Origin of the sequence: Microbispora sp. CA-102843 (assembly GCF_050936215.1) — a bacterium.
In the GTDB taxonomy this organism is placed as follows: Bacteria; Actinomycetota; Actinomycetes; order Streptosporangiales; family Streptosporangiaceae; genus Microbispora.
The window spans coordinates 7,369,535-7,390,588 of the sequence record NZ_JBNJNF010000001.1 but is presented as its reverse complement, the minus strand read 5'-3'; the positions used below and the strand labels follow the sequence as shown (position 1 = coordinate 7,390,588).

Sequence of the window (21,054 nt, the reverse complement as noted above, 5' to 3'; positions counted from 1 at the left end):
ACAAGCAAACTAAGCGGGCGTTACGGGCATGTCAAGAGGCTGTTTTCGGTCAGTTCAGGCCGTCGCCGGTGGATAATCTTGATGACAGCCGGGCCCACTTGTAGTTACAGGTCATAGTGGGGCATTCTGCTGCGGTGCCGCCGAGGAGGTTCCCGTGACGATGACCTATCCGCCCCTCAACCGCGACGGGGCGGAACCGCTGTGGATGCAGCTCATGCGGGCGTTGCGCGCGGAGATCGAGAGCGGTGCGCGCGGGCCTGACCAGCCGCTGCCGTCCGAGGCCGAGCTGAGCGACCTGTTCGGGGTCTCCCGCACGGTCGTCAGGGAGGCGCTGCGCGAGCTGGTCCAGCAACGCCTGATCTACAAGGTAAAGGGCAAGGGAGCCTTCGTCGCGCCCCGCAAGACCGAGCTGAGGTTTGTCGGGTCGATGTCCGGGTCTGCCGACGACCTGCGGGAGTCGGGGCGCCGGGTGACCACGCAGACCGTGCGCCAGGCGCTCGGCGAGGCCGACGAGCGGGAGGCCGCGCTCCTGCGGATACCGCTGGGGGAGCAGGTCGTCCGGCTGCGCAGGCTCCGCCGGGTCGACGGCCAGCCGTGGCTGCTCGTCGACACCGCCCTGCCCGCCCGGCTCGTCCCCGGGCTCGAACGCGCCATCCTGGAAAACCAGTCGCTGTACGACGTGCTGCGCCGCCGGTACGGCATCGAGCCCGCGGCGGCCGACCGCTGGATCGAGGCGGTCTTCCCCAACCGGGAGGACGCGGCCCTGCTGGAGGTGTCCACCTCAACGCCGCTGCTCGGCATCGAGTCGGTCGCGTGGCTGGAGGACAACACCAGGTTCGAGGCCTACCACGCCCTCCACCGCAGCGACCAGACGCGCTTCTACGTCGGCATCCGCTGAGCCCGCCGGGCGTTCAGAGGCCGCCGAGCTGCGCCGCCGCGCGGATGGCCAGCCACACCTCGGCGAAGTCGCCGGTCGCCGACAGGTCGCGCCCGGTCAGCGCGCCGAAGCGGCGCAGCCGGTACGACAGCGTGTTGGGGTGGACGTGCAGGGCCCGCGCGGCGTCGTCGACGCGGCGGTCGCGCTCCATCCAGGTCCGGACCGACGCGATCAGGTCCGATCCGTGCTCGGCGTCGTATCGCAGGACGTCGCCGAGCACGTGCTCGACCAGGGCGGCCAGCACGCCGACGTCGTCGGGCAGCCACCGGCCCGTGGTGTCCTCGCCGTAGGCGACCAGCGGCCTGCCCGCCTCGGCGGCGCGGGAGGCCGCCCACAACGCCTCGCGCTGGGCGACGCGCAGCGACGAACCGGGCGGCAGGGGACGGCTGACGCCGGCCGCGATGCCGGGCACCGCCTCCAGCTCCGCGGCGGCGACGGCCGCCGCCGCCGTCAGCACGTACAGGTCCCGGTGACGGCGGAGCATGAGATGCGGGTGCTCGACGAGGGCCTGGACGACGGCGTCGTCGGCGGCGTCGCGCACCACGAGCAGCACGACGTCGCGGTCCTGCGGCAGGCCCATCAGGGCGAGCCTGCGCCGGGCGGTCTCCGGGTCGAGCACGTCCTGCAGCAGCTCGGCCAGCGTCTCCGCGCCCTGGCGGCGCAGCGTCTCGCGCTCGCTGCGCACCATCGCCACCCGCAGGGCGGCGACGGTCGCGATGTGCTGGACCACGGCGAGCCCCGCCGGGCGGGCCCCCTCCCGCTCGAAGGCGACCAGGAACCCGGCAGGCCCGCCGGGCGCGGGCACCGGGAGCGCGAACCCGCCGGGGATCGTCGGCGGCGAGTCCGTCGAGGCGGGCAGCCGTACGGACGGCGGGGGCGCCGGCACGCCCGGCAGCAGCGGGCGGCCCTGCGGTGTGCTCAGGTAGATGTCGTAGCCCGACAGGCGTTCGAGACGCCGGAACAGCCCGGCCGTGTCAAGGCCCTCGGACGCAAGCCAGCGCAGCGCGCCGAACACCTGAAGCTGCGCTCCCAGCCGCTGGCGGGCGTCCTCCTGCACGGCCGCCGCGACCTCCTGCGCGATCGCGATGAACGGCACGGCCAGCGGCACCTCCAGCACGGGGAACCCCCGCTCCTCGGCGGCGTCGAGGAAGGCCCGGCGCAGCGGGGGGACGTGCAGCCCCGCGCTGAGCGCGAGCGCGGCGACCCCCGCGTCGTCGAGCCGCTCCAGGTACGCGCGCTGGGCGGCCGCGCTCTTCGGCACGCCGATGCCGGTCGTCATGATGACCTCGGCCCCGAGTAGCCAGGGCGAGGGGTCCTCCAGCTCGCTCACGTGGGCCCAGGAGACCGACCTGCCGAGCCCGCGCTCGCCCGCCAGAACCCTCAGTTGCAGCGCGGGGGAGCGCAGCAGGTCCTCCACGGTGTTGTGCGCGTCCACGACGGCCAGCCTATTTCCCGTGATAGCACCGATTGTCCTAATACAGGGGGGTCGGGCACACTCAAGCGGTCTCCCCTTGACCTGGAGGAACGTATGAGTCCGAACGCCGGGCGGCGCACGGTGGTATGTCGGGTGGTGCGGCCGTGACGCGGGTCGCCGTGGCGCAGCTTCCGCTGCGGGTGGGCGAGCCGGAGGCCAACCGGGCCGCCGCCGCGGAGGGCGTCGCCGAGGCCGCAGCCGCCGGGGCCCGCCTGGTCGTGCTGCCCGAGCTGGTCAACAGCGGATACGTCTTCACCGCCGCCGAGGAGGCCAGGGGCCTGGCCGAGCCGGCCGACGGCCCGACCGTCAGACAGTGGGAGCGGCTGGCCAGGGACCACGACCTGGTCGTCGTGGGCGGGTTCTGCGAACTGGCGGACGGCCTCGTGCGCAACAGCCAGGTCATGGTCGACCCCACCGGGATCAGGGCCGTCTACCGCAAGGCCCACCTGTGGCACGACGAGCAGGACGTGTTCACGCCGGGCGACGCCGCCGCTCCCGTGGTGGACACCGCGCTCGGCCGGATCGCCATGATGGTCTGCTACGACCTGGAGTTCCCCGAGTGGGTGCGGGCGGTGGGCCTGGCCGGGGCCGACCTGCTCGCCGTCTCCACCAACTGGCCCGCCTCGCCCGTCCCGGCCGGGGAGCGCCCGGTGCTGGTCGCCTACGCCCAGGTAGCCGCCGCCGCCAACCGCATGTTCGTCGCCGTGGCCGACCGCTGCGCCGCCGAGCGCGGCGTGGGCTGGGTCTGCGGCACCTCGGTCGTCGGGCCGGACGGTTACCCGCTGGCGGGGCCCGTGCTCAGGGACGGGCCCGCCGTGCTGGTGGCCGACTGCGACCTGGACAGGGCCAGGGACAAGGCCACCGGCCCGCGCAACGACGTCCACCGCGACCGGCGGACGGATCTGTACGAGATCGCGCGGACGTGCTGAACCCTGCTCGACAGACTGGGGCCCGCCTCCTCCGTGGCCTACGATCTGATCGGCCTGCTCGCGCCCGGAAAGGCCAGGAGAAGCGATGATCGTCGATCTGTCGGTGCCCGTCGTGAGCGGCATGCCCGTCTACCCCGGAGACCCGGAGGTGGAGATCAGCCCCGCGCTGACCGTGGCGGCCGAGGGGGTGAACGTCCTCGGCCTGCACCTCGGGTCGCAGTCCGGCACGCACGTGGACGCGCCCTATCACATCGACGACGCGCTGCCCGCGCTCGACGCCCTGCCGCTGGAGCGATTTCTGGGCCCGGCGGTGGTCCTCGACGCCAGGAACCTGCCCCCGCGCGCGCCGATCACCCCCGCGATGCTCGGCACGGTGGCCGGGCGGCTGGGCCCGGGGACCGTCCTGCTGGTCGCGACGGGCTGGGACGAGCACTGGGGCACGCCCGCCTATCTGGACCACCCCTACATGGAGGCGGAGACCGCCCGCCTGATCGTCGCCTCGGGCGTGCGGACCGTGGGCGTCGACGCGCTCAGCGTCGACCCCACCCCGGCTCCCGCGGACCTGCCGGCGCATCGCGTGTTGTGCGGGGCGCACGCCGTCATCGCGGAGAACCTGCGCGACCTCGGCCCGCTTCTGGAGGCCCAGGCCGCCGGCCGTGCGATCGAGGTCTCCCTGCTGCCGCTGCGTCTCCACGCCGCCGACGGGTCTCCCGTACGCGCCGTCGCCCGGATCGGCTGACCCAGGGCGGAGCCTCCGTCAGTGGGTGCCCCAGGAGTAGGTCTGCTTGTGCAGCTTGAGGTAGACGAACGTCTCGGTCGCGCGCACGCTGGAGATCGCCCGGATCTTCCCCAGGATCTCCAGCAGGTGGGTGTCGCCCTCGCAGACGACCTCGACCATGATGTCGACCGAGCCGGCCGTGAGCACCACATAGTCGATCTCGGGGATCTGCGACAGCTCGTCGGCGACCCGCTCAAGGTCGCCCTCGCACTTGATCCCGATCATGGCCTGGCGGGGGAAGCCAAGGGTGAGCGGGTCGGTGACGGCGACGATCTGCATGACGCCGAGGTCGAGCAGGCGCTGCACGCGCTGGCGCACCGCGGCCTCCGACAGCCCCACCGCCTTGCCGATGGCGGCGTACGGCTTTCGCCCGTCCATCTGAAGCTGCTCGATGATCTGCTTGGAGATCTCGTCGAGCACCACCGGCCCACCCTTCGCGGCAGCCGCGCGAGCCTTTGGCGGAGTCGTCATCCTCGGGGGGTGTCCTCTCTTGGCGGGCTTCGGTCGCCGTAGCGACCTGGTGTTACAGCACCGTTTTTGACATGTTGCGATCCTGATCTGACATGTTGTCAGCTCCATCGCTCGCGTCAAGCGATTTCGTAGCAATTTGGTATCTTAGCGACGAAATCCCTTGTCGTAAGCTCCTTCCTCTGTCAGAGTCGCGACAACTCAGCCACCAACAGGAGGTCAACGGTGACCACCCGTCTCCAGAACTTCGTGAACGGGAAGTTCATCGACGCCGCGAGCGGCCGTTTCTCCGACGTCGTAGACCCTACGACGGGTGAGGTCTACGCCCAGGCACCGGTGTCGGGTCAGGAGGACGTCGACGCCGCGTACGCCGCCGCGACGGCCGCCTTCGAGACGTGGGGCCAGACGACGCCGGGCGAGCGCGCGACGCTGCTGCTGAAGGTCGCCGACGCGATCGAGGCCCGCGCTGACGAGATCAACGAGGCCGAGTGCCGCAACACCGGCAAGCCCCGCGCCCGCATGGCCGAGGACGAGACCCCTGTCGCCGCCGACCACTTCCGGTTCTTCGCCGGTGCGGCCCGCACCCTGGAGGGCCCCACCGCCGGGGAGTTCCTCGCCGACCACACCTCGGTGATCCGGCACGAGCCGATCGGCGTCATCGGCCAGGTCACGCCGTGGAACTACCCGATGATGATGGCGGTGTGGAAGATCGCCCCCGCCCTCGCGGCCGGTAACACGATCGTGCTCAAGCCGTCGGACACCACCCCGGCCTCCACGCTGAAGCTGGCCGAGATCCTCGGTGACATCCTGCCTGCCGGCGTCTTCAACGTCGTCACCGGCGACCGGGAGACCGGCTCGCTGGTCGTCGGCCACCCGGCCGCGAGCATGGTCGCGATCACCGGCTCGGTCGGCGCGGGCATGTCGGTCGCCAGGACCGCCGCCGACGACCTCAAGCGCGTCCACCTGGAGCTGGGCGGCAAGGCCCCGGTCGTGGTCTTCGAGGACGTCAAGGACATCAAGGCCGTCGCCGAGGCGATCGCCGGGGCGGGCCTCTACAACGCCGGCCAGGACTGCACCGCCGCCTGCCGCGTGCTGGTGCAGGAGAGCATCCACGACGAGTTCGCCGCGGCGCTGGCCGAGGCCGCCGCCGCCACCAAGCTGGGCGGTCTCGACGAGGAGGACGCCTACTTCGGGCCGCTGAACAACGCCAACCAGCTCGCCCGGGTCGAGGGCTTCTTCGATCGGGTCCCCGAGCACGCGAAGGTCCTCACCGGCGGCTCCCGTGTCGGCGACAAGGGCTTCTTCTTCGCCCCGACGGTCGTGGACGGGCTGAAGCAGGACGACGAGATGGTGCAGGACGAGATCTTCGGTCCCGTCATGACCGTCCAGACGTTCACCGACGAGGCCGACGCGCTGGCCAAGGCCAACGGCGTCCGCTACGGCCTGTCCGGCTCGGTGTGGACCTCCGACCACGGTCGCGCGATGCGGATGTCCAAGCGGCTCGACTTCGGCGTGGTCTGGGTCAACACCCACATCCCGTTCGTGTCCGAGATGCCGCACGGCGGCTTCAAGCACTCGGGCTACGGCAAGGACCTGTCCGTCTTCGGCCTGCACGACTACACCCGCGTCAAGCACGTCATGCACTACATCGGCGAATAGGTACGTCCGGCTCCGGCCTGACACCTATCGAAAAAGAGGGATAAGCCTGGAATGACAGAGATCCAGGCGGGCCCGGGGGCAGCCGTCGCGGCTGCCCCCGTATCAGGAGACGTGCCCGCCATCGAACTCGACAACGTGGTCAAGGAGTACGTCTCGCACGGCGAGGTCGTACAGGCGGTCAAGGGCGTGAGCCTCGCCATCGCGGAGGGGGAGTTCTTCTCCCTCCTCGGCCCCTCAGGCTGCGGCAAGACCACCAGCATGCGAATGATCGCCGGGTTCGAGGACCCCACACAGGGGGTCGTCAGGCTCCACGGCGAGGACGTCACGAACGTCCCGCCGAACAAGCGGGACATCAACATGGTGTTCCAGTCCTACGCGCTGTTCCCGCACATGAACGTCTGGGACAACGTCGCGTTCGGGCTCAAGCGCAAGAAGATCTCCGACGCGGAGATCAAGCGCCGCGTCGGCGAGATCCTGGAGGTCGTGGACCTGGTCGGCCGCGAGAAGCGCCGGCCGAAGGAGATGTCGGGAGGCCAGCAGCAGCGCGTCGCGCTCGCCCGCGCCCTGGTCAACCGGCCCCGCGCGCTCCTGCTCGACGAGCCGCTCGGCGCGCTCGACCTCAAGCTCCGCCAGGCCATGCAGATCGAGCTCAAGCGCATCCAGCGCGAGGTCGGCATCACGTTCGTCTACGTGACGCACGACCAGAGCGAGGCGCTGACGATGAGCGACCGCATCGCGGTCATGAACGACGGCCTCGTGGAGCAGCTCGCCGAACCCCGCGAGATCTACGAGCGGCCCGCCAGCAAGTTCGTGGCCGGGTTCATCGGCACCTCCAACCTGCTGAGCGGCACCGTCCAGCAGGTCGCCGGCGACACGGCCGTGCTCGCGCTCGGCGCGAGCGACCGGATCCTCGTCCCCGCCGACGGCGAGCTCTCGGCCGGCGCCACGGTCGACCTCACGGTCCGGCCCGAGAAGATCAAGATCGCGAAGGATCAGCCGGAAGGCGACCTCAGCGTGGTGCGCGGGACGGTGTCCGAGGTCGTCTACCTTGGCACCTACAACAGCTACGTCGTGGTGCTCGGCGACGGCGCCGAGATCACGGTGTTCGAGCAGAACGCCCACGACAGCACGATCACCGCCGAGCGAGGCGACACGGTCTGGCTCTCCTGGCAGCCCTGGCACTCCTACGCGCTGCGGTAAATCCCCGCGTCGAGTCCCCACGTCGAGTCCCCCGCGACGAATCCCCGAACCCCGGTACAGCGAATCCGGAGCACGAACCCCTATGAACGACCCATACAGGCAGGACGCCACCTTCCTCCGCGGCATGACCCAGCGCCGGCTCGGCAGGCGCGACGCCTTCCGGCTCGCGGGTCTGTCGGCCGCCGGGCTCGCCCTCGCGGCCTGCGGCGTGCAGGGCAAGGGCAAGAGCACGCCCACCTCCTCCGCCCAGGTGCAGACCGAGGTGGAGAAGTACTGGTCGGGCAAGGCGAAGAACGGCCACGTGAACTTCGCCAACTGGCCGCTCTACATGGACCCCAAGCAGCCCGAGCTCAAGGAGTTCACCAAGCGCACGGGGACCACGGTGACCTACAAGGAGGTCATCCAGGAGACCACGAGCTGGTACGCGAAGATCCAGCCGCAGCTCGCCGCCGGGCAGTCGATCGACTACGACCTCATGGTCTTCACCAACAGCGTCCAGCTCTCCCAGCTCATCAAGCTCGGTTATCTGGTGCCGCTGGACCACGAGCGGATGCCGAACTTCACCAAGAACGTCGGGGCGCGGTACACCCAGGAGAAGTTCGACCCGGGCAACATCTACACCGTCCCGTGGGCGTCCGGCATGACCGGCATCGCGTACAACCCGAAGTACATCGACACGCCGCCGACGAGCTACTCGGCGCTGTGGGACCCGAAGTACAAGGGCAAGGTCGGCATGATGGCCGACTCCCAGGAGATCGCGAACTTCGGGATGTTCGCGCTCGGCATCGACCCGGACACGTCCACCCCGGCGGACTGGGAGAAGGCCGCCGCGAAGCTCACCGAGCAGCGTGACTCCGGCATCGTCCGGAAGTATTACGACCAGTCGTACATCGACCCGCTGGCCAAGGGCGACATCTGGATCTGCCAGGCGTGGTCCGGCGACATCTTCCAGAAGAACCTCTCCGACGGCACGGACCTGAAGTTCGTGATCCCGGAGGAGGGCGCCACCATCTGGACCGACAACTTCATGATCCCGAAGACGGCGGCCAACCCGGTCGACGCGATCACGCTGATCGACTTCTTCTACGAGCCCGCCATCGCGGGCAGCCTGGCGGAGTACATCAACTACGTCACCCCGGTCCCGTCGGCCAAGGACGCCATCCTCGCCGACGCGGCGAAGGCGTCCGGGGCCGACAAGAAGACGCTCGAGATGATCGCCGACAGCCCGCTGGTGTTCCCGAGCGACGACGACTACGCCAAGCTCCGCAGCTACGTGACCTTCGACGACAGCGAGGAGCACAAGAAGTTCGAGAGCGTCTTCCAGCCCATCACCACGTCATGAGCAGGCTCAGGGCGGCGCTCACGCCGTACGCGCTGATCTTCCCGGGCGGTCTCTGGCTCGCGATCTTCTTCGTGGTCCCGATGATCGTCATGCTGTCCCTGTCGCTGCAGTCGGGCAGCGTCGAGGACGGCTACGCCTTCACCTTCAACTGGCACTCGTACGCCGACGGGCTGGCGAACTACCACGACCAGATCATCCGGTCGCTGCTCTACGGCCTGGCCTCGACCGTGCTGCAGATCGTCATCGGTTTCCCGGTGGCGTACTGGATCGCGTTCAAGGGCGGCAGGCACAAGTCGGTCTACCTGTTCATGCTGCTGCTGCCGTTCCTGGTGTCGTTCGTGCTGCGGACGATCTCCTGGCAGTTCCTGCTGTCGGACAACGGCATCCTGCTCGGGCCGCTGAAGAACATCGGGCTGCTGCCGGACGGCTTCCGCGTCCTCGCCACGCCGTTCGCCGTGATCGGCGGCCTCGCCTACAACTTCCTGCCGTTCATGGTGCTGCCGATGTACGTGGCGCTGGAGCGGATCGACCCGCGCGTCCTGGAGGCGGCGCAGGACCTCTACGCGAGCCGGTTCCAGACGTTCCTGCGCGTGGTGCTCCCGCTGTCGCTGCCCGGCGTCTTCGCCGGCGTGCTGATGACGTTCGTGCCGGCGACGTCGGACTACGTCAACGCGTCCGTGCTCGGCGGCACGAAAACCACCATGATCGGCAACGTCATCCAGAACCAGTACCTGGTCACGCAGGACTACCCGACGGCCTCCGCGCTGTCGTTCACGCTGATGGCGCTGCTGCTCGTCGGCATCTTCGCCTACGCCAGGGCGCTGGGCACCGAGGACGTGCTGGAGGTGGCGGCCCGATGAGACAGGGTCTGCTGAGGGGGCGCGGCCTCCAGATCTACACCTGGCTGGTGATCGCCTGGCTGGTCGTGCCGATCGCGGTCATGATCCTGTTCGGGTTCAACGACACGCACGGCCGTTACAACACCGCCTGGCAGGGCTTCACCCTCAAGTGGTACGGCAAGCTGTTCGAGATCGGCGACCTCACCCAGGCGCTGGTGAACTCGCTGCTCATCGCCGTGCTGACGATGATCATCGCGGGTGTGCTCGGCTCGCTCATCGGCCTGGCGCTCGGCCGCTACCGCTTCCGCGGGTCGGCGACGACGAACGTCGTCATGTTCGCGGCCATCTCCTGCGCCGAGATCGTCATGGGCGCGTCGCTGCTGTCGCTGTTCGTCACCCTCGCCGTGCCGCTGGGCTTCTGGACGATCGTGATCTCGCACGTCATGTTCTCGATCTCGTTCGTGGCCGTGACCGTGCGGGCCCGGGTGATGACGCTGGACCGCTCGCTCGAGGAGGCCGCCAGGGACCTCGGAGCCGGGACCTGGACCACGTTCCGTCTGGTCACCCTTCCGATGATCTTCCCGGGCGTGCTGGCCGGGTCGATGCTGGCGTTCGCCCTGTCCATCGACGACTTCGTGATCACCAACTTCAACGCGGGCGGGACGGTGACGTTCCCGCTGTGGATCTGGGGAGCCACCCGCGTGGGCATCCCGCCGCAGGTCAACGTCATGGGCACGCTGATCTTCGCGGCCGGCGTGCTGATCGCCGTGGCCAACGCCCTCGTGGCCCGCCGCAGGAACTGATGTAGGACCCTGTAAGAACCTGTGAGATCCCCGGATCTCGAGGGGAAGTGAAATGTGTGAGTCCGCAGAAAGCTCTCGCTGACGCGGAGCGCAAACCGTACTGGCTGGACCGGCCGATCGCACCCGAACCGCTGCCCCCGCTGACGGGAGACGTCACGGCGGACCTGGCCGTGGTCGGCGGCGGCTTCACCGGCCTGTGGACCGCCCTGATGGCCAAGGAGCGCGACCCCTCGCTCGACGTGGTCCTCCTGGAGGGCCGCGCGGTCGGGTGGGCCGCCTCCGGCCGCAACGGCGGGTTCTGCGCGGCGAGCCTGACCCACGGGCTCGGCAACGGCCAGGACCGCTGGCCCGCGGAGATCGCCACACTGGAACGGCTCGGTCAGGAGAACCTCGACGAGATCGAGAGCACCCTCACCCGCTACGGCGTCGAGTGCTCCTTCGAGCGGACCGGCGAGCTGCGGGTGGCCACCGAGGAGTGGCAGCTCGCCGGGCTCGACGAGGAGGTAAGCGAAGCGGCCTCGCTCGGCCTGCGGCTGGAGCGGCTCGACCGCGAGCAGGTGCGGGCCGAGGTGGACTCCCCGATGTACCTCGGCGGCGTGTGGGACCGGCAGGGCGTCGCCATGGTCGACCCGGCGCGGCTGGCGTGGGGGCTGCGCGACGTCTGCGTGCGGCTCGGCGTGCGCGTCTTCGAGCACACCCCGGTGCGCTCCCTGCACGACGACGGAGTCACGCTCGAGCTGGACACGCCGAAGGGGAGGGTCAGGGCCGGGCGGGTGGCGCTCGGCACCGGCGCCTTCCCTCCGCTGCTGCGCCGGCTCAGGCACTTCCTCGTGCCGGTGTACGACTACGCGCTGATGACCGAGCCGGTGCCGGACGACCTCCTCGCGGAGATCGGCTGGCGCAACCGCCAGGGCATCGGCGACTCGGCCAACCAGTTCCACTACTACCGGCTGACCGACGACAACCGCATCCTGTGGGGCGGCTACGACGCCGTCTATCACAACGGCGGCCTGGTCAAGCCGGAGTACGACCAGCGCGACGCCACCTTCGAGAAGCTCGCCACGCACTTCTTCGAGACGTTCCCGCAGCTCCACGGCCTGCGCTTCACGCACAGGTGGGGCGGGGTCATCGACACCTGTAGCCGGTTCAGCGCCTTCTTCGGCACCGCGTACGGCTCGCGCCTCGCCTACGCCGCCGGATACACCGGCCTCGGCGTGGGTGCCACCCGGTTCGGTGCCAACGTGATGCTCGACCTGCTGCAGGGCCGGGTGACCGAGCGTACGGACCTGCGCATGGTGCGGCAGAAGCCGGTGCCCTTCCCGCCGGAGCCGATGCGGTCGGGCGTCATCCAGCTCACCCGCTGGGCCATCGCCCGGGCCGACGAGCACGAGGGCCGCCGCAACGCCTGGCTGCGCACCCTCGACGCCTTCGGCGTCGGCTTCGACTCCTAGCCGTGCCCACGGCGCGGGCCCGAGCCCGCGCCGTCGGCCCGGAGTCCTGGCTGCTCCGCTCATCTCCGGCGGCCCGCGTCGGTCGCGATCGGCGGCCGTCCCTTCTTGACGGCCGCGAGGAGCCGCATGCCGCGCGGACCCGTCTCGTCGCGCTCCAGGGTCAGCCCGGCCGCGGCGCACTGCCCGGCCAGCCAGTCCGCGCCGATGCGCAGCTTCGGGTAGCTGCCGACCTGCTGCGTCCAGGTGGCGCCGGAACGCCGGTGCAGGACGTCATGGACCATGACCGTTTCCTCGTCGACGTACTCGAGGAAGCAGGTGAGGACCTGATCCGGGGTGCTGCGGACGGGAACGAACCGGTCGGCCCCGTGCAGTGGCCTGGTCAGGTCGCGGTAGGTGACGACGAGCCTGCCGTCCTGGGCCAGGGCCGCGGCGCAGTCGGCGAGAAGGGCGGTCACGTCGGCCTTGCGGGGCAGGTGGGTCAGCGTGTCTCCCATGCAGACGATCGCGGCCGCGCTCGCCGGCTCGGCGATCGCCGGGAGGACGCCGCGGATGTCTGCGTGGACGGGCCGGATCGCCTGGTTCCCCTCCGCGTGCGAGGCGAGCTCGTCGAGCAGCGCCTTGCTGGTGTCCACGGCGAACACGGTGCCGTAACCGAGCGCGGCCAGGGCAAGCGTCTGATTCCCCGGCCCGCAACCGAGGTCGACGGCGGTCTCGCCGGGGCCGCGCGGTTCGACGCCGAGGTCTCGCAGCAGCCGGGTCTGCTCGGCGACGAGGGCCGTCAGGTCGCCGCCGAGCATCCAGGTGTAGTGCCGGGCGAGCAGCTGATCGTAATGGCGCGAGACGGTGTCCATCGAACCTCTCGAAGTGATCGATCGTGCCGGGGAACCGGGCCGACCGGAGTGCGGGGCGGGGTGAGGTCGGTCGCCGTGACTCGGCGGCGCGGTGCACATTATGCCCACAAAGGTTGCTTGTGCAAGTAACATTCTTCGCGTGACGGACACGACAAGCGGCGGGACGCCCGCTCCCGCCGACGACGCGCAGGACGAACGCTGGTGCATGGCCGTGCGCCTGCTGGCCCGTGTGGAGAAGGAGCTGGACGACGCCCTGCGGCGCAACCACGGTCTGCCGCTGTCGGAGTATCGCGCCATGTGCGCGCTGAGCCGTCCGGACGCCGGTCCCGGCCTGCGCATGGGGGAACTGGCGGACCGGATCGGGCTGAAGGACAGCAGCGTCACCCGTTTGGTGGGACGCCTCGAACAGCTCGGTCTTGCACAGCGGGCCTCCGCGACCGGGGACGGACGTTCGGTCGCCGCGAGCATCACACCCGCCGGCCGGCGACGCCATGAGGAGGCCACCCCGACCTACCGGGCGGTTCTCGGCGCCGCCCTGGAGGCGGCGCTGGGGAACATCTACCTCGCCGACCTGGCGGCCTGGGTCCGGACCGGCGAGTCGGCGCTCGATGTCCCGGTCGCGTCCGCGGGGATCACGGCCGGGGGAGGAAGTCCAGCAGGGCTTCGGTGAGGAGATCGGGGGCTTCTTCCATCATGTGATGGCCGGTGTCGAGGGCGTGACCGGACAGGTCGGTGGCCCACGGTCGCCACACGCCCAGAACGTCGTGGTCGTACAGTTCCGCCACGTCGTCCTTGGCTCCCCACAGGACCAGCAGAGGGCTCGTGATCCGGCGTCCGGCCGCCCGGTCGGCGTCGTCGGCGGCGCGGTCCACGCCCAGCCCGGCACGGTAGTCCTCGCACATCGCGTGCCGCACCCGGGGGTCGGCCACCGCCTCGGCCACGTCCGCGTGGTTCTCCCTGCCCATCCGAGCCGGATCGAGCTTGTACCAGGCGTCCAGGTCGGCGGCGATCAACCGCTCGGGCAGCGGTGCGGGCTGGCCCATGAAGAACCAGTGATACCAGGCGTGGGCGAACCTGGCGTCACAGCGGGACAGTGCCTCACCGATCGGCACGTCACCGAGGATGACGACGTGGCCCACGGCATGCGGATGGTCCAAGGCGAGGCGCTGGACGACGTAGCCGCCTCGGTCATGGCCCACGGCGTGGAACCGCTCGTGGCCGAGTTCCCGCATCAACGCGATCAGGTCGCCGGCCATGGCGCGCTTGCCGGCCTGGGAATGGTCGGGCTCGTCGGGAGGCGCCGTGGACCGGCCGTAGCCCCGCAGGTCGGGGCAGACGACGGTGTATCCGGCGGACGCGAGAGCGGGCGCGACCAGGTGCCATGTGGTGTGGGTCCGCGGGTGCCCGTGGACCAGCAGCACCGCCGGTCCCTCGCCTCCGAACCGCACTCGGAGCCGTACATTTCCAACGTCGACGTAGCTGAGTTCGAATCCGGCGAACATGGCCATGCCTCTGCCCGCGGCGCCTGGGGATATCGCAGTCGAGATCTGGCGGTGACGTCAGGCGGTGAGCCAGCGGAGCGGGTTCTCGTGGGTGATGAGACGCAGGGTGTCGTCGTCCACGCCGGCCTTCCGCAGGGCCGGGAGGACCGACGAGAACAACCGGCCGTAGCCCTGCCCGCCGTAGCCGTCCAGGTGCTCCCGCAGGCGTACGCCGCTGCTGAGCAGGATGCGCTCGGCGTGCCCGGCGTCGAGGAGGATGAGGACGTCCTCGGCGTCGTCCACGCTCACGTACGCCCCGGTCTCGGCGATCTTGCGCTGGGCCAGCGGGTCACCGGTGCGGGCGCTGAGACGCCGGGCGGGGACGTTCTGCGAGAGCAGGAGTTCCAGCAGTTCCAGGCCGCCCGTCGCCACCGGGAGGTCGGTGCGCAGCGAGGCGCGGGCGGCGGCGGTGACGGCCCGCTCCTCGGCGGGGGTGGGCGCCTCGTCCCACGCGGCGGCGACGATGACGCCCGGCCGCGCGCCCGTCCCGTCCAGTCCGGCGCCGATCTCGTGCAGCAGGTCGGCGGTCAGGTCCTCCACGCCGTACCGGGTGATGGCCTCACCCGCGAACGGCTGCGCGGCGAAGCCGGTGGCTGCCACGATCGGGACCCGCGCGGCCATCGAGATCCGGGCGAGCGCGGCGGGGTCGCGCGCCATCCCGATGCAGCTGTGCTCCACGACGAGGCCCAGCGCCTGCTCCCTGCCGAGTTGCTTGACCTCGGCCAGCACGTATCGCTCTTCGTCCAGCCACCGATGGGGATCGGAGTCCACGCCGATCCCCCAGCGGGTGTCGGTGCGCAGGTGCTCGTACGGCAGCACCGGCCCGTCGATCTCGGCGACGGGGACGGCGCCCGTGACGGTCTGGATTCGGGGAAAATATGCGCCGGACATGAACGGACATTAACCGATTTTTTTCCGAAACTGCTCGCGAATCACATGATTCTTTACTTTCGGCGGCATAGACGGGGTCAGCTCATTGTCTTGCCGCCGTTGACGGCGAGCCGCTGGCCGGTGACGAACCGGGCGCCGGGGGAGGCGAGGAACGCCACCGTCTCGGCCACGTCCATCGGCGCGCCCATGTGTCCCAGCGGGACGTCGCGCAGGTAGCCGGTGTAGTCCTCCGGCGGGACGTCCGCGTGCCGCTCCACCGGGATCCAGCCGGGCTCGACGGTGTTCACCGTGATCCCGTACGGCCCCAGCTCCCGGGCCCACGACCGCGTGAGCCCGTGCATCGCCGCCTTTGCGGAGACGTAGTGCCCGAACTCCGGGTTGCCGAGGTCGGCGACCTCGCTGCCCACGTTGACGATCCGGCCGGAACCGGCCTCGCGCATGCCGGGCAGCACGGCCTGCAGGATCAGCAGCGGGGCCTTGACGAAGAAGCGGAGCTGGCCGAGGTGGTCCTCCCAGGTCTGCTTCTCCACCGGCATCAGCGGCTGGGGGCCGGTGGCATTGTTGACGACCACGTCGACGTGCCCGATCGCGGCCACGCCCTCCCGTACGGACTCCTCGTCGGTGACGTCGAACCGGGCGAGGAGAGCCGAGCCGCCTGCGGCGGTGACGCGGTCGACGACGGCGGAGGCGCCGGCCGTGTCGTTGGCGTAGTTGACGGCGACCTGCCAGCCGTCCGCGGCGAGCCGTTCGGCGATGACGGCGCCCAGCCCTCGTGAGGCGCCCGTGACCAGTGCGGTACCCATGAGAACCGTGCCTATCACAGATCCTGTTGGGGCAGGATGGTGCGCATGGATGAGATCGCCGCACTGGTGGACCGGGTCGAGATCGTGGACGTCGTCACCGCCGTCTTCGACACGGTGGACGCCAAGAACTGGCCGGTGTGCCAGGAGCTGTTCGACGACGAGGTGGACGTCGACTTCACCAGCGTCAACGGCGGAGAGCCCGCCCGGATGAGCGCCGAGGCGCTCGTGGACGGGTGGCGGACCGGCCTGCACGCCCGCAAGCAGAGCTTCCACACCGTGAGCAACTTCGCCGTGACCGTGGACGGCGCCGAGGCGCACGTGACGACCAAGGGGTACGCCTACAACCTGCTCGACGCGACGCTGGGCGGCGGCATGTTCGAGGTGTGGGGCGTCTACCGCCTCCGGCTCGTACGGCAGGCCGAGGGATGGAAGGTCACGGCGCTGGCGTTCCACGCCAGCCACACCCGCGGTGACGAGGCGGTGCGCACGCACAGGCTGGAGGGCTAACGGGTGACCGCCGGGGCCTCGGTGTGCAGCCGCCCCAGGACCCGGCGGAAGGCCCAGATCGACCCGAGGAAGGCCAGGCCGGTGACGACGGCGACGGCGGCGGTGCGGATGATCAGGTAGTCGCCGATCGACTCGTGCAGCAGCAGCCAGATGCTCATGGCCGAGTTGACCAGGAGCACGAACGCCCACAGCAGAGTGATCCGGGCGAAGAAGGTGCGGACGCGCTCGTGCCGCAGCACGAACGACGGCAGATGGATGTAATCGAGTGTGAGCCGCTGGACCAGCGGGCGGCGCATCCGCACCGACGCCAGGAGCACCATGCTGATGCAGATCGTGCCGAGTTCCGGCTGGATGAAGTAGAGGACGGGGCTGCCGGTCCACAATCCGATCACGGTGCGGAAGGTGATCGCGATCGTCGCCATGATCATCGTCCCCGGCACGGGCTGACGCCGGATGAGCCGCCACAGGACGCCCAGGTAGACCCACGACACCGCGGCCATCAGCGCGCCGCGCAGGCCGAGCACCGCGAGGGCCGTGTAGAAGACCACGAGGGGAGCCACCACACCTTCGAGGAGCCGGGGCACCGCCTGCTTGATCAGCGCGGTGAGCCGTGGCAGTGCGAAGGGTGCGTGGTTCATGCTGACTCCAACGGGCCGGTGGGGGAGACCGACGCTGTAGTTGGGCAACGCGCCTACCCGGACATAGCGGATGGAAACACCCCGGGTTGGGCGGCTTCGTCGGTGGCTTACCGTACCTGACCGTCAGGCTTGCGGGGGCCGAATGCGCGAACCGCCCCCGCGCTTCATAACGGTACGGCATACCTCTCGCGCGCGTCCTGCCGGATGGAAAACCCCTGATCAGCGCTTTACCGGGGGTCGCTGGGCGCTTTCCCTCGGGCGCGGAGGACGCGGGTTACGGTGACGGCATGGACTCAGGTTTCGGCTACTTCGCAACGGATGATGCGGTTCGTCCTGATGCCTTGGCCCGGCTCGTCGAGCAGCGCGGCCACACGGCGCTGCTGTTCACCGAGCACACGCACATCCCGGTGCCGCCCGGCGGCCAGACGCCGAAGGACGAGTGGGGCGGCGAGCTGCCCCGGCGCTACTGGCACAGCTACGACCCGTTCGTCGCCTCGATGGCCGCGGGCGCGGCGACGACCCGGCTGCGCGTGGGCACGGGCATCTGCCTGGTGCCCGAGCACGAGCCCATCGGCCTGGCGAAGACGGTGGCGAGCGTGGACAACCTGACCGGCGGGCGGTTCGAGTTCGGCATCGGCGCCGGGTGGAACCGCGAGGAGCTGCGTCACCATGGCGTCGACCCGGCCCGCCGCTTCGCCGTCATGCGGGAGCGGGTGCGGGCGATGCAGGAGATCTGGACCCGTGACGAGGCCGAGTTTCATGGTGACTTCGTGTCCTTCGAGCCGATCTGGTCATGGCCCAAACCGGCGCAGAAGCCGTACCCGCCGATCCTGGTGGGCGGCGTCGGGCCGCGGGTCTTCGACCGCGTGATCGCCTACGGGGACGCGTGGCTGCCCAACTACGGCCCCGGCATCCTGGAGCGCGTCCCCGAACTGTTCCGGCGGGCCGACGAGGCGGGCAAGCACGTCGAGGTCGTGATGCTGTCGGCGCCGGCCGACCCCGGCGCCCTCGAGCAGTGCGAGAAGGCCGGGGTCGCCCGCGTCATGGCCTGGCTGCCGTCGGCCGGGTATGACCGGATCCAGCAGGCGATGGACGTCTTCGAGGACGCCCTCGCCGACCTGCGCGGGGAGTGAGCGTCAGCTCAGCGTCGCGGTGGCCAGCTTGGCGCCGAAGCCGAGAAAGAGCGCGCCGACCCCCGTTGTGAGCCCGGCGGACAGCTTGCGGCGGCGCCGGAAATGCGCCGCGAGGAACGTGCCGCCGAAGATGAGCGTGGTCAGATAGGTCACGCTGAAGACCTGCACGATCAGCGCCAGGATCAGGAAAGACAGCGCCGGCGCGCCGTACGACGGGTCCACGAACTGCACGAAGAACGCCACGAAGAACAGGATCGCCTTGGGGTTGAGCAGGCTGATCGTGAACGCCTTGCGGAACGGGTTGCCCACCGGCGCAGGGACGGCCTCCTGGACCGCCTCCGCGACCTGGGCCGCAGTCCCGCCACGGGAGGCCCGCAGGGAGCGCCAGGCGCCGCGAAGCATGCCGAAGCCGATCCACGCCAGATAGATCGCGCCCGAGTACTTCACGATCGAGAACAGGACGGGCGTGGACTTCAGCAGCGACGCGACCCCCGCGGCCGACAGGAACATGAGCACCGAGTCACCGGCGAAGACCCCGGCCGCCGCGCGGTAGCCCTGCCGCACGCCGCGCTGGGCGGCGGTGGACAGCACGAACAGCGAGTTCGGCCCGGGCAGCAGGATGATCAGGAACGATCCTGCGATGTAGGTCCAGATGTTGGTGATGCCGAAGAACATTCCCGCTCCCGTCAAGAAACCGCATGTCCTGTTATAGCCCTATCCAGGCATCGTTCACAGACAGTAGATTCCTATTGACTTGGTAGGGAACTCGGGAGAATTCTGGGATGCATGACGTTGTGGAAGCCTGACCCCACCTTCTATCCCTCGCCCAGGGACGCCGCCGAGGCGCCGCCGGAGAAGCTGGCCTACGTGGCCGCCTTCGACCGCTCGGCCCAGCGGCCCGACGCGCTCGCCGTGCTCGACACCGACCCCGGCTCCCCGTCGTACGGGACGGTGGTCGGCTGGACCGACCTGCCGTACACCGGGGACGAGCTGCACCACTTCGGCTGGAACGCGTGCAGCAGCGCGCTGTGCCCGTACGCGCCGCATCCGCATGTCGAGCGGCGCTACCTGATCGTCCCCGGCCTGCGGTCGTCGCGGATCTACGTGTACGACACCAAGGACCGGGTCAGCCCCGAGCTCGTGAAGGTCATCGAGGCCGAGGAGCTGGGCAAGCGGGCCGGCTACTCCCGCCCGCACACCGTGCACTGCGGCCCCGAGGGGCTGTACGTCAGCGCGCTCGGCGGCTACGGCGACGAGGGGCCCGGCGGTATCGCGCTGCTCGACCACAACTCGTTCGACGTGCTCGGCCGGTGGGAGGTGGACCGCGGCCCGCAGTACCTGGCGTATGACTTCTGGTGGCACATCAACCACGACGTGATGATCACCTCCGAGTGGGGCACGCCCTCCATGATCGAGGACGGTGTCGTCGGCGAGCTGCTGCTCGGCCGCAAGTACGGCCACCGGCTGCACTTCTGGGACCTGCGCAAGCGCCGGCACGTCCAGGAGGTGGACCTCGGCGACCAGCACCAGATGGCGCTGGAGCTGCGGCCCGCCCACGACCCGACCAAGACGTACGGCTTCGCCGGGGTCGTCGTCAGTGTCGAGGACCTGTCCGCCTCCGTGTGGGTGTGGCACAAGGAGGGCTCCCGCTGGGCGGCGACCAAGGTCATCGACATCCCCGCCGAGCCCGCATCGCCGGACGACCTGCCCGACGTGCTCAAGCCGTTCGGCGCGGTGCCGCCGCTGGTGACCGACATCGACCTGTCGGTGGACGACCAGCGCCTGTACGTGTCGTGCTGGGGCACCGGCGAGCTCAAGCAGTACGACGTGTCCGACCCGTTCAAGCCGGTCGAGATCGGCTCGGTCCGCCTCGGCGGCATCGTGCGGCGGGAGGCGCACCCGGCGGCGCCGGACGAGCGCCTCGCCGGCGGGCCGCAGATGGTCGAGGTGAGCCGCGACGGCCGCCGGGTCTACGTCACCAACTCCCTGTACGGAGCCTGGGACGACCAGTTCTATCCCGACGGCGTGGGCGCCTGGATGGCGAAGATCGACACCGAGTCGTTCACCCTGGACGAGCGGTTCTTCCCGCACGGCGACGACTTCCGCGGCCTGCGCCCGCACCAGACCCGGCTCCAGGGCGGCGACGCGTCCTCCGACTCCTACTGCTACCCGTGACGCTGACCGCGGTCGTCCTGCTCGGCGCCTTCCACGGGATCAACCCGGCGATGGGCTGGCTGTTCGCCGTCGCCCGGGGGTTGCAGGAGCGCAGCCGCGACCTGCTGCTGCAGTCCCTGCCGGTCATCGCGCTGGGCCACCTCGCGTCGGTGGCCCTCGTGGTGGCCGCCGTGTCGGTGACCGGGTCGCTCGTGACGGCCACGGCGCTCGCGATCGGGGCGGGCGTCGTGCTCGTCGGGTTCGGCCTGTGGCACCTGCTCGCCCGGCGGCACTTCCGCTGGGTGGGCATGCGGCTGTCGCTGCCGCAACTCGCCGCCTGGTCGTTCCTGATGTCGTCGGTGCACGGCGCGGGCCTGATGCTGCTGCCCGTGCTGACCCGCATGCCGGCGAGTCACCACGGGCACGTCCTTTCGGGCGGCATGCTCGTCGCCGGTGTGCACACGCTCGCGATGTTCCTCACGGCGACCGTCGTCGCCGTCGTGGTGTACGAGTTCCTCGGTGTCGCCGTCCTGCGCCGGGCCTGGTTCAACCTCGACAGGATGTGGGCGTTCGCCCTGGTGGGGGCTGGCGTCGTCACCCTGGTCGGCGCCATCTGAGCGACCGCGCGACGGGCGGGCGTCGCGGGCCGCCGGGCG

At 70.2% G+C, this 21,054-nt stretch carries 22 protein-coding genes; 14 read left to right on the top strand and 8 right to left on the bottom strand.

Annotated features, from left to right (window positions below; translation table 11 throughout):
- Positions 1–160: 160 nt before the first annotated feature.
- Positions 161–898 carry a GntR family transcriptional regulator gene (locus ACQEVJ_RS34180; protein ID WP_433113132.1) on the top strand — a complete coding sequence of 246 codons (738 nt, stop codon included), beginning with the start codon at positions 161–163 and terminating at the stop codon, positions 896–898.
- A 13-nt stretch (positions 899–911) separates the two neighbouring features.
- Here ACQEVJ_RS34180 and ACQEVJ_RS34175 read toward each other — a convergent pair whose 3' ends face one another.
- On the bottom strand, positions 912–2,372 hold the full coding sequence (locus ACQEVJ_RS34175; protein ID WP_433108327.1) for a PucR family transcriptional regulator: 1,461 nt from the start codon (positions 2,370–2,372) through the stop codon (positions 912–914).
- A 143-nt stretch (positions 2,373–2,515) separates the two neighbouring features.
- Between ACQEVJ_RS34175 and ACQEVJ_RS34170 the strand changes: the two genes are divergently transcribed.
- Both ACQEVJ_RS34170 and ACQEVJ_RS34165 read left to right on the top strand, forming a co-directional pair.
- Entirely contained in the window at positions 2,516–3,340 is an 825-nt protein-coding gene (locus ACQEVJ_RS34170; RefSeq protein WP_433108325.1) for a nitrilase-related carbon-nitrogen hydrolase, read from the top strand.
- Between the two features lie 85 nt (positions 3,341–3,425).
- Positions 3,426–4,079 (top strand): cyclase family protein, encoded by a 654-nt coding sequence (locus ACQEVJ_RS34165; protein ID WP_433108323.1) that lies wholly within the window; start codon positions 3,426–3,428, stop codon positions 4,077–4,079.
- An 18-nt stretch (positions 4,080–4,097) separates the two neighbouring features.
- Here the strand turns inward: ACQEVJ_RS34165 and ACQEVJ_RS34160 are convergent, their stop codons facing one another.
- Positions 4,098–4,589 (bottom strand): Lrp/AsnC family transcriptional regulator, encoded by a 492-nt coding sequence (locus ACQEVJ_RS34160; protein WP_139580184.1) that lies wholly within the window; start codon positions 4,587–4,589, stop codon positions 4,098–4,100.
- A gap of 222 nt (positions 4,590–4,811) precedes the next feature.
- Here ACQEVJ_RS34160 and ACQEVJ_RS34155 point away from each other — a divergent pair, with 222 nt between their 5' ends.
- The 6 genes from ACQEVJ_RS34155 to ACQEVJ_RS34130 all read left to right on the top strand — a co-directional run bounded on the left by ACQEVJ_RS34155 (position 4,812) and on the right by ACQEVJ_RS34130 (position 11,880).
- Entirely contained in the window at positions 4,812–6,245 is a 1,434-nt protein-coding gene (locus ACQEVJ_RS34155; protein ID WP_433108321.1) for a gamma-aminobutyraldehyde dehydrogenase, read from the top strand.
- A gap of 51 nt (positions 6,246–6,296) precedes the next feature.
- A complete protein-coding gene (locus tag ACQEVJ_RS34150; RefSeq protein ID WP_433108319.1) occupies positions 6,297–7,445 on the top strand; it encodes an ABC transporter ATP-binding protein in 1,149 nt (382 codons plus the stop codon).
- Positions 7,446–7,527: 82 nt separating this feature from the next.
- Entirely contained in the window at positions 7,528–8,787 is a 1,260-nt protein-coding gene (locus tag ACQEVJ_RS34145; protein ID WP_433108317.1) for a polyamine ABC transporter substrate-binding protein, read from the top strand.
- Positions 8,784–9,647 (top strand): ABC transporter permease, encoded by an 864-nt coding sequence (locus tag ACQEVJ_RS34140; RefSeq protein ID WP_433108315.1) that lies wholly within the window; start codon positions 8,784–8,786, stop codon positions 9,645–9,647. The genes ACQEVJ_RS34145 and ACQEVJ_RS34140 overlap by 4 nt, the downstream gene beginning before the upstream one ends.
- A complete protein-coding gene (locus ACQEVJ_RS34135; RefSeq protein WP_433108313.1) occupies positions 9,644–10,429 on the top strand; it encodes an ABC transporter permease in 786 nt (261 codons plus the stop codon). Before ACQEVJ_RS34140 ends, ACQEVJ_RS34135 begins: the two co-directional genes overlap by 4 nt.
- Before the next feature lie 56 nt (positions 10,430–10,485).
- Positions 10,486–11,880 carry an NAD(P)/FAD-dependent oxidoreductase gene (locus ACQEVJ_RS34130; protein ID WP_433108311.1) on the top strand — a complete coding sequence of 465 codons (1,395 nt, stop codon included), beginning with the start codon at positions 10,486–10,488 and terminating at the stop codon, positions 11,878–11,880.
- A gap of 59 nt (positions 11,881–11,939) precedes the next feature.
- On the opposite strand, the gene ACQEVJ_RS34125 is transcribed toward ACQEVJ_RS34130, so the two are convergent.
- Positions 11,940–12,731, bottom strand: coding sequence for a class I SAM-dependent methyltransferase (locus ACQEVJ_RS34125; protein ID WP_433108309.1), 792 nt, complete (start codon positions 12,729–12,731; stop codon positions 11,940–11,942).
- A 139-nt stretch (positions 12,732–12,870) separates the two neighbouring features.
- Between ACQEVJ_RS34125 and ACQEVJ_RS34120 the strand changes: the two genes are divergently transcribed.
- Positions 12,871–13,401 carry a MarR family winged helix-turn-helix transcriptional regulator gene (locus tag ACQEVJ_RS34120; RefSeq protein WP_433108307.1) on the top strand — a complete coding sequence of 177 codons (531 nt, stop codon included), beginning with the start codon at positions 12,871–12,873 and terminating at the stop codon, positions 13,399–13,401.
- Here ACQEVJ_RS34120 and ACQEVJ_RS34115 read toward each other — a convergent pair.
- The 3 genes from ACQEVJ_RS34115 to ACQEVJ_RS34105 form a co-directional block, all read right to left on the bottom strand.
- The gene (locus ACQEVJ_RS34115; protein ID WP_433108305.1) at positions 13,364–14,239 is read right to left on the bottom strand and encodes an alpha/beta fold hydrolase; all 876 of its coding nucleotides are present in this window, start codon (positions 14,237–14,239) and stop codon (positions 13,364–13,366) included. The genes ACQEVJ_RS34120 and ACQEVJ_RS34115 overlap by 38 nt on opposite strands.
- Before the next feature lie 51 nt (positions 14,240–14,290).
- Positions 14,291–15,163, bottom strand: a complete 873-nt coding sequence (locus ACQEVJ_RS34110) for an aryldialkylphosphatase (protein WP_433108303.1) — start codon at positions 15,161–15,163, stop codon at positions 14,291–14,293.
- Between the two features lie 77 nt (positions 15,164–15,240).
- Entirely contained in the window at positions 15,241–15,966 is a 726-nt protein-coding gene (locus tag ACQEVJ_RS34105) for an SDR family oxidoreductase (RefSeq protein WP_433108301.1), read from the bottom strand.
- A gap of 45 nt (positions 15,967–16,011) precedes the next feature.
- On the opposite strand from ACQEVJ_RS34105, the gene ACQEVJ_RS34100 reads away from it, so the two are divergent.
- A complete protein-coding gene (locus tag ACQEVJ_RS34100) occupies positions 16,012–16,473 on the top strand; it encodes a nuclear transport factor 2 family protein (protein ID WP_433108299.1) in 462 nt (153 codons plus the stop codon).
- Here ACQEVJ_RS34100 and ACQEVJ_RS34095 read toward each other — a convergent pair.
- Entirely contained in the window at positions 16,470–17,111 is a 642-nt protein-coding gene (locus ACQEVJ_RS34095) for a VC0807 family protein (RefSeq protein ID WP_433108297.1), read from the bottom strand. The genes ACQEVJ_RS34100 and ACQEVJ_RS34095 overlap by 4 nt on opposite strands.
- 287 nt (positions 17,112–17,398) lie before the next feature.
- Here ACQEVJ_RS34095 and ACQEVJ_RS34090 point away from each other — a divergent pair, with 287 nt between their 5' ends.
- Positions 17,399–18,244: an LLM class F420-dependent oxidoreductase gene (locus tag ACQEVJ_RS34090; RefSeq protein ID WP_433108295.1), complete on the top strand. Its 846-nt coding sequence runs from the start codon at positions 17,399–17,401 to the stop codon at positions 18,242–18,244.
- A 3-nt stretch (positions 18,245–18,247) separates the two neighbouring features.
- On the opposite strand, the gene leuE is transcribed toward ACQEVJ_RS34090, so the two are convergent.
- The gene (leuE, locus tag ACQEVJ_RS34085) at positions 18,248–18,919 is read right to left on the bottom strand and encodes a leucine efflux protein LeuE (protein ID WP_433108293.1); all 672 of its coding nucleotides are present in this window, start codon (positions 18,917–18,919) and stop codon (positions 18,248–18,250) included.
- Positions 18,920–19,030: 111 nt separating this feature from the next.
- On the opposite strand from leuE, the gene ACQEVJ_RS34080 reads away from it, so the two are divergent.
- Positions 19,031–20,419 carry a selenium-binding protein SBP56-related protein gene (locus ACQEVJ_RS34080; protein ID WP_433108291.1) on the top strand — a complete coding sequence of 463 codons (1,389 nt, stop codon included), beginning with the start codon at positions 19,031–19,033 and terminating at the stop codon, positions 20,417–20,419.
- Positions 20,416–21,015, top strand: coding sequence for a hypothetical protein (locus ACQEVJ_RS34075; RefSeq protein ID WP_433108289.1), 600 nt, complete (start codon positions 20,416–20,418; stop codon positions 21,013–21,015). Before ACQEVJ_RS34080 ends, ACQEVJ_RS34075 begins: the two co-directional genes overlap by 4 nt.
- The last annotated feature ends 39 nt before the right edge of the window (positions 21,016–21,054 follow it).